The sequence below is a fragment of the Dendronalium phyllosphericum CENA369 genome (assembly GCF_016056275.1).
GTDB classification, from domain to species: domain Bacteria; phylum Cyanobacteriota; class Cyanobacteriia; order Cyanobacteriales; family Nostocaceae; genus Dendronalium; species Dendronalium phyllosphericum.
The window spans coordinates 42,423-49,433 of the sequence record NZ_JAECZA010000030.1; the positions used below are offsets into that span (position 1 = coordinate 42,423).

The window sequence follows — 7,011 nt, forward strand, 5'->3', positions numbered from 1 at the left end:
ACCCAGTCCCTTTTACTTCCAGTACTTCGACTTTCTGATTAATTTGGCATTTTGGCAGTTTTTTTGATTTGCGAGTTGATATGGTGAGATTCGCAAATGTCTTTATGCGACAATACCGGCTTGCAGAATCCCTCGGCTTGCTACCGGGGGTATTTTTTTATTGGCTACCTTTAAACAGCGATCGCATTCAAAAAATAACCTCCAAGGTGAAAATACCACAGGAGGCGATGAGCAAAGACATTTTAATAGTGGACTAGTCTATGTATAAATTTATCTTTTAGCTCAATCGATTTCCCTCCATCTAGAGGATAATTCAAAGTTAAATCTATTAGTAATTAGATATACAAATTGCTTAACTGCTTGTCTGAGCGCGATCGAGTTAATCTTTAATGAATTCCACTTACACAAGGTCGTCTGGTATCAACGACTGGTGGATGTTAAGGCGATCGGACTTTAACTGAACTTTATTTTATTGCTCCATATTGTACAATCGCTCTTAAAGACAATCTGGAGAGCGACTTGCCTAGATTGATTGATTCTACTCAACCACCACTCAAATTTATTCCCCCAAGTTTCAACCTGCTTGTACTCCAGATTTTTGGTTGGTTGTTGCCGATTATACTCCGGTATCGGACTCGCCCCTGGTTGCCTGCTGGTATTATCAATATTGAAGCGAAAAATACGAAAGTCTTAGCCGAACTCTATCAACAATTTCAGGCTGGTAAGATTCGCTTTTTGATAGCATTTCGTCACCCAGAGGTAGAAGATCCCCTCTGTATGCTATATCTGCTTTCTCATATTGTGCCAAAAGTTGCACGTCAGCAAAACATTTCGCTGCAACATCCGGTTCACAGCTACTTTATGTATGACCGAGGTATGACGGTGTGGGCTGGCAATTGGCTGGGTTGGTTATTTTCTCAAATAGGAGGTGTGCCGGTGCGTCGCGGTAGACGACTAGATCGGCAAGCTATCCAAACAGCACGAGAATTATTTGCTAACGGCCAACTGCCGATCGCAGTTGCTCCGGAAGGAGGTACTAATGGTCATAGTGGTATTGTTAGTCCCTTGGAACCCGGTGTTGCCCAAATGGGTTTCTGGTGTGTTGAAGACTTGCACAAAGCTAACCGTCCTGAGACTGTTTTGATTGTGCCCATCGCCATCCAATATCGCTACATCGACCCACCGTGGTCAAAATTGGATTGGCTTTTGAGTAAACTAGAAGCAGATAGCGGCTTGCCAGTGCAATCAAGTAGTCAGTCTGCAATTCCCAGCCGAGAAGAAATTTACCATCAACGCCTCTGTCGGCTAGCTGAATATCTGATTGCTGAAATGGAAGAATTTTATCGCCGCTTTTATCATCAAGACATTCCCAAAACCATTTCCAGCGATACTACTAGCGATCTAGACTTAATTGCCAGACTCCATCAGTTACTGGATAAAGCTTTACAAGTCGCCGAGCAATATTTTGGACTCCAATCTAAGGGAAATTTTATTGACCGCTGTCGGCGTTTGGAAGAAGCAGGTTGGAATTACATCTACCGAGAAGATTTGTCAGACATCAATGCTTTGCCACCCTTCAAGCGCGGATTAGCAGATTGGATTGCCCAAGAAGCAGACTTACGAATGCTGCATATGCGGTTGGTAGAAAGTTTTGTGGCAGTAACTACCAACTACATTGAGCAACAGTCTACTGCTGAAAGGTTTGCCGAAACAACTTTGCTCATCTTTGATATGCTTTCTCGAATTAAAGACACCACACTTCCAGGACGACCTAATTTAGGCTGGAAGAAAGCCAAAATTACAGTAGGTGAGCCAATTTCAGTCACTGAACGCTGGATTAGTTCTCAAGTTGATAAGCAGGCAGCTAGGCAAGCTGTTACCGATTTGACCAAGGATTTACAGGTAGCGTTAGAAAAGTTGATTGCTGATTAGTTTGTGCTTTTCCTTATAAGCTGGCTACAAATAGTCAACACGAGGGGCAAGGGAATGAAGAATAATTTCTGTTTCATCTTTTCTCCTCCGCTCCTCTGCCCCTCTGCCCCTCTGCCCCCATACCTTCTCCTTAATGCATCTCGTCGTATTCTGGAGCTTCTACTGGTCTTGCTTCTAGCCGAGAAGGAGGCAGAAACTCAGCGCGACGTACAGGTACTAAGGGTTGCGTTGGGCCTTGATAAGGGTGAATCACTTGTACTGTACGGGTAGGACGCTGTTTTGGTGAGAATAAAGCCAATACTCCAGCAACAACAACGCCACCACCAATAGTTAAAGTTGCGCCTCCTACTGCCCAAACGATGGGTGAAGACCACCAAGGGTTCTCAGGTTGCAACGCTGCGGCGGCTGCTTTTTGGCTGTTTTGTTGGGCTAATTGCTGCTGTTGGTTATTGTAGTTTTGTAATTGGAACTGGAATTGTTGGTTTTGCATTCTCAACTGTTCGTTGTCAGTTTTTAAACGCTCCAGCTGCATGTTCAACCGTTCCATTTCTACTCGCTGTTCGGGGTTGGGAGTAGAAGGCGGTACTTGATTGGGATAAGTAGCTTGCCCATAAGGAGGATACATTTGCGGCATTACCTGGGGCGCTACTACTGTACCTGGCATTTGCGGAGTAACAGCGAAGTTAGATTGTTGGGGAATATTTGTGCCCTTGAGTAATACCAGAGCCGCTAGCCCAGCCACAGCGACCCCACCGATAAACGCCATACTCTCACTCATCGCCTTTATCCCTCAACCGCGACGGAACTATGATTATTTGTAACTGACTCACTCTCACACTAATCCTTTCTCGCTAACTTGACTTCACATAATACTCAAACTATAAGCGACTGTATCAGCTAGTTTTTACAAGCTGCTATCTGCTGTTAATATTCAAGACTATATCCGTCAAATTGTCCACTAACTGAGAGTAAAAAAGCTACTCTAATTATACTTTTTTAATCTATTTTCTCTCGTTCATCAACATAAGTATTTGTGCTGTTGTTAGTTGTTGCGATCGCTGCTTTGAGACTTTGACAAAATTCGGCGATCGCACTTAGTCCCTGTTCGGGTGTACCTTCTGCCAGACGGTTGACAAAAGCGCTACCAACAATTACTGCATCTGCGCCCCATGCTTTTACCTGACGAGCATGTGATGCTTGGGAAATCCCAAAGCCGACTCCAATGGGTTTATCAGTAAAACTGCGAATTTTTTGGAGTAAATCTGACACGCGTGTTTCCATTTGAGTTCGCATTCCTGTAACACCCGTAACGCTAACCAAATAGATAAATCCTTGGGAAAAACGCGCGATCGCTTCTATTCTTTCGGTGGAACTAGTGGGAGCTACCAACAAAGTTAAGTCAATTCCCATTTTGCTGGCTGGTTCGAGCAAGCCTGCGGCTTCTTCTAAGGGTAAGTCAGGTACTACTAATCCCGCTACCCCAGCAGCAGCAATTTGCTGGAGAAACTTGTCAATTCCCCGATACAAAATGGGATTGTAATAGGTAAATAGAACGATGGGCGATCGCAAACTAGGAGTAGTTGCTTGCAGCATTTCCAGGACTCGATCTAAGTTTGTTCCTCGTTCTAAGGCGCGGGTAGCTGCTGCTTGAATCACTGGGCCATCCGCCAAAGGGTCGGAGTAAGGAACGCCCAGCTCGATGATGTCAGCTCCATTGCGATCTAAAGTCTGTAAAGCTGCTGCTGTTGTTGCTAAATCTGGATCGCCAGCAGTAATAAAAGGAATCAGAGCGCATTCTTGATTCCGTGCCAATTTTTCAAAGCGATCGGTAATTGCAGTCATTGGTCAAGTGTCAGTAGTCAGTGGTCAGTAGTTAGTGGTTAATAGTAACAAACAACTGACAACGAATAAATGACAACTGACCAACGATTGCTTTACACCTGAGTTTGCTTTTCTTGCTCTATTTCAGCTTGAATTTTCGCTAGTTCTTCGGGAGTGAGTTCTTCTAGGCGCTTTTGGAAAAATGCTTGCTCGTACTGTTCCCGCTGTTGATGGTAGGTCATCTTTTTTCCCACTGCACGGAAAGCATAAGTGAACAACCAGCCAATCAATCCACAGACTAGCAAGACTTGGCTCCATACACCAGCTTGTTGACCATCTAAACCAACTAGCTGTAATCCTATATATGCTAGTCCGCCAGCAATAAAAACGCCTAAGCCGATTCCAATAGCGTCAATGCGTCGCATGAGAGTTATGACCTACCAATCTAGTTAAACTTCAATTTTTCGCCGCTGCGGTCGAAAATTCAAAAATGGCGATAGAACCAATAAGCCTGGAAAGAAAAAGAATACCAGAAAGTACATAAACGTGCGCTCTACAGAGCTAACAACATACCAGCGTTGCTTGAGGTAAAACAGCACGCCAACCGGAATTATCAACAGGTAAGCCCCAGCCAAAAGTAGATACAGCAGGGCGACAATCATGGATTCTTGCTCTAACATAGGTAAAACTATTCGGTGCATCTGTTTTCCATCATAGGCTGAACGCCCAGACTGAGGAAAGTATAGCTCCTACGTTTTTAACTATAATGTCTAGAGAAAAACTCTAATGATGGTACAATAGCGAAGCCAGTAACCAATAAATGCTTTTGTCAACCAAAGTTGAGGATGCTCATTTTATCTAAATCGTCAGACAACAAAGCAGACCGACAACGCCGAAAAGCAATGTCGGGTGACAACTGTATTTGCGTCTACGCACAATGTAAAAAAGTTTTTTCAAAAAGTTGGACAAAAGACACAATTGATGCTGGAATATATGAGGAGGTATTTACTGCCTCCACAAAATAAGTGACTCCCAACACTAGGGGGTGTGGCGGAATGGCAGACGCTACGGACTTAGCTAACTGAGCCTTGAAGGAGAAATCCCTCAAGTGGATGCTCTCAAATTCAGGGAAACCTAAATCTGGTGACAGACATGGCAATCCTGAGCCAAGCCGAAAAAGTGGTGAGTGCTGAGTAAATTAAAAACTCGTAACTCTTAACTTCTAAATGTTAACTTTTTCGGAAGGTGCAGAGACTCGACGGGAGCTACCCTAACGTTAAGTCGAGGGTAAAGGGAGAGTCCAATTCTTAAAGCCTAAAGTTGCAAAAGCTAGTAGGCAGTAGTTAAAGCTACAGAAGAATGAAAATCCGTTGACCCTAAACGGTCGTGAGGGTTCAAGTCCCTCCACCCCCACTTATTAAAAATTTCAATACTTCAAATAGACCTATATATTACTGCGACAAAGTATTAATTAGGGGCGAACCACCGTTTGCCCTACAATCGCTGATAGAATTCCAGGCTTGATTAACTTACAAATACCCAGATACATCTATTTAGCTTCTTGGTAACTTTCCCGACGTAGCGAAGACATTCAAATTTTTATATGGCGATCGCTTGCGTTAATTTTACACTTATTTTCAATGTGGTGTTAGAACAGCAAGACTTGACTGCTTTAAAGTAGCGATCGCATACATTCTCCATTGAAAGATGCCTGGGTTTGGGTACGCCAACGCATATTTTGAAATCAAGCGATCGCAAAATCAGTCCTAACACTACTGGCGACGGCTATATTACTCGTTTCCATCCTTTGATAGAATCGGCTTATCTGTTGCCAGAGAATCAATCCTGTGGAAAACTCCATTGCCCTACCTCTGCTCCCAACGGCGGCTGAACTTCCCGACTCTGACGATCGCCCTGTGGATAACGAACTGCAAAACCTAGTTCCCAACTTACTATTGGCTATTTTGTCAGCTATTTGGAACGATCGCCAGGATTGGTTCTTTGGTGTAGACATGGGCATCTATTACCTACCGACTGCGCCACGCAAAGCCATCGTCCCTGATGGTTTTTTGAGTTTGGGTGTGGAACGGCGGCGACAACCGAGTGGAAGACTCAGTTACGTGCTGTGGGAAGAGAATTGGACTCCACCAATTTTGGTTGTAGAAGTTGTTTCCCAAACCTATGGCGGAGAATACGACATCAAACTGAGCAAGTATCTGGATTTAGGAGTGTTGTATTACGCGATCTATAATCCCGACTATTGGCAGCGAGATCGTCATGCTCCCTTTGAAGTGTACCAGCGATTTGACGATGAGTTTGTTTTGCAGTCGCAAAAGAATTTTTGGATATCAGAATTGCAACTGGCGATTGGTGTAGCTACGGGTATTTACAAAGGTTGGGAACGGGAATGGTTGTTTTGGTTCGATGGGGCTGGCGATCGCTTTCCTAGTCCAGATGAGCGAATTGCACAAGCTCAACAGCGAACTGAACAAGCAGAACAAGCTCTACAAGACTTGCGAAATCGTCTCAAACAGCGCGGTATTGACTTAGATAGTTTGTAACTTTCAACAAACAAGGCTGGAGCACCCTTGCTTGTTAATTATTGCAGCAAAGGAGTTGAGTTCTTACCGTTAGTTGACGCATCGGCAATTGCAGCTTGAATAGGTTGAGTGGCAAGAACCGCTACAACTGGAGTAACTTTTGAACTAGATTGTTTACTCCGTTTGCGATTAGAACCGCCAGCCTTGGAATACTCTATACTGTTTTTACCGTAGATAGTTGCAACTCCACTTAGCATTCGTTCAGACATTTCACAGAGGGCTTTATCCATCTGGGTGATTGTTTTACGTGATTCTTCAAGATTGGACACAAGCATATTATGTGCTTCTAGCACCGCACGGGTAGAGTTAATGAGATGACTGTAGGCTTCAATAGTTAACCCATGTCCTAAGTCTAGATTGTCATCAATGGATTTAAGCAAGGCGAGACGAAGTTGGGCTTTGTCAACAGCAGCAGAACCACGAGTTTTTAAAGACATGAGATATCCTTTTTTAATACTAAACAGTCAATAACTGTTTTAATAATCTAGTAGAGTATGCTTTGGTCTGAGATGGGTAGTTTTGTGGATTTATTTCATTAAAAGTTCAACGAAATAATTACGAGTTTGCCTGTGTTTTTACTCATTTGCTATATCAATTTGTTGTTGAAAAATGAGTAAAATTAGCAAATGAGTACTCCGAAATAACAAATGGGTACTCC

9 protein-coding genes are annotated in these 7,011 nt (G+C 43.5%); 3 read left to right on the forward strand and 6 right to left on the reverse strand.

Going from position 1 to position 7,011, the window contains the following annotated elements; genetic code table 11:
• Nucleotides 1-104 precede the first annotated feature (104 nt).
• Both I8752_RS10040 and I8752_RS10045 read left to right on the forward strand, forming a co-directional pair.
• Nucleotides 105-257, forward strand: a complete 153-nt coding sequence (locus tag I8752_RS10040; protein ID WP_214432165.1) for a hypothetical protein — start codon at nt 105-107, stop codon at nt 255-257.
• Between the two features lie 262 nt (nt 258-519).
• Complete coding sequence (locus I8752_RS10045; RefSeq protein ID WP_214432166.1) at nt 520-1,932, forward strand: lysophospholipid acyltransferase family protein; 1,413 nt, start codon at nt 520-522, stop codon at nt 1,930-1,932.
• A 130-nt stretch (nt 1,933-2,062) separates the two neighbouring features.
• Here the strand turns inward: I8752_RS10045 and I8752_RS10050 are convergent, their stop codons facing one another.
• From I8752_RS10050 to I8752_RS10070, 5 genes are all read right to left on the reverse strand, one after another.
• Nucleotides 2,063-2,710: a heterocyst differentiation related protein gene (locus I8752_RS10050; protein WP_214432167.1), complete on the reverse strand. Its 648-nt coding sequence runs from the start codon at nt 2,708-2,710 to the stop codon at nt 2,063-2,065.
• Nucleotides 2,711-2,928: 218 nt separating this feature from the next.
• The gene (gene trpA / locus I8752_RS10055; RefSeq protein WP_214432168.1) at nt 2,929-3,774 is read right to left on the reverse strand and encodes a tryptophan synthase subunit alpha; all 846 of its coding nucleotides are present in this window, start codon (nt 3,772-3,774) and stop codon (nt 2,929-2,931) included.
• A gap of 92 nt (nt 3,775-3,866) precedes the next feature.
• The gene (locus I8752_RS10060) at nt 3,867-4,178 is read right to left on the reverse strand and encodes a DUF3007 family protein (protein WP_214432169.1); all 312 of its coding nucleotides are present in this window, start codon (nt 4,176-4,178) and stop codon (nt 3,867-3,869) included.
• Between the two features lie 24 nt (nt 4,179-4,202).
• Nucleotides 4,203-4,433 (reverse strand): NAD(P)H-quinone oxidoreductase subunit L, encoded by a 231-nt coding sequence (gene ndhL / locus I8752_RS10065; RefSeq protein WP_214432188.1) that lies wholly within the window; start codon nt 4,431-4,433, stop codon nt 4,203-4,205.
• A gap of 919 nt (nt 4,434-5,352) precedes the next feature.
• Nucleotides 5,353-5,526, reverse strand: a complete 174-nt coding sequence (locus I8752_RS10070; protein ID WP_214432170.1) for a hypothetical protein — start codon at nt 5,524-5,526, stop codon at nt 5,353-5,355.
• Nucleotides 5,527-5,600: 74 nt separating this feature from the next.
• On the opposite strand from I8752_RS10070, the gene I8752_RS10075 reads away from it, so the two are divergent.
• Nucleotides 5,601-6,314, forward strand: a complete 714-nt coding sequence (locus tag I8752_RS10075; protein ID WP_214432171.1) for a Uma2 family endonuclease — start codon at nt 5,601-5,603, stop codon at nt 6,312-6,314.
• Nucleotides 6,315-6,352: 38 nt separating this feature from the next.
• Here I8752_RS10075 and I8752_RS10080 read toward each other — a convergent pair whose 3' ends face one another.
• Nucleotides 6,353-6,790 carry a hypothetical protein gene (locus I8752_RS10080; protein ID WP_214432172.1) on the reverse strand — a complete coding sequence of 146 codons (438 nt, stop codon included), beginning with the start codon at nt 6,788-6,790 and terminating at the stop codon, nt 6,353-6,355.
• Nucleotides 6,791-7,011: the final 221 nt, after the last annotated feature.

Excerpts from the sequence above, each read along its gene's own strand:
- I8752_RS10040 (WP_214432165.1), top strand. The coding sequence starts at position 105 with ATGCGACAATACCGGCTTGCAGAATCCCTCGGCTTGCTACCGGGGGTA.
- I8752_RS10050 (WP_214432167.1), bottom strand. The coding sequence starts at position 2,710 with ATGAGTGAGAGTATGGCGTTTATCGGTGGGGTCGCTGTGGCTGGGCTA.
- trpA (WP_214432168.1), bottom strand. The coding sequence starts at position 3,774 with ATGACTGCAATTACCGATCGCTTTGAAAAATTGGCACGGAATCAAGAA.
- I8752_RS10060 (WP_214432169.1), bottom strand. The coding sequence starts at position 4,178 with ATGCGACGCATTGACGCTATTGGAATCGGCTTAGGCGTTTTTATTGCT.
- ndhL (WP_214432188.1), bottom strand. The coding sequence starts at position 4,433 with ATGTTAGAGCAAGAATCCATGATTGTCGCCCTGCTGTATCTACTTTTG.
- I8752_RS10080 (WP_214432172.1), bottom strand. The coding sequence starts at position 6,790 with ATGTCTTTAAAAACTCGTGGTTCTGCTGCTGTTGACAAAGCCCAACTT.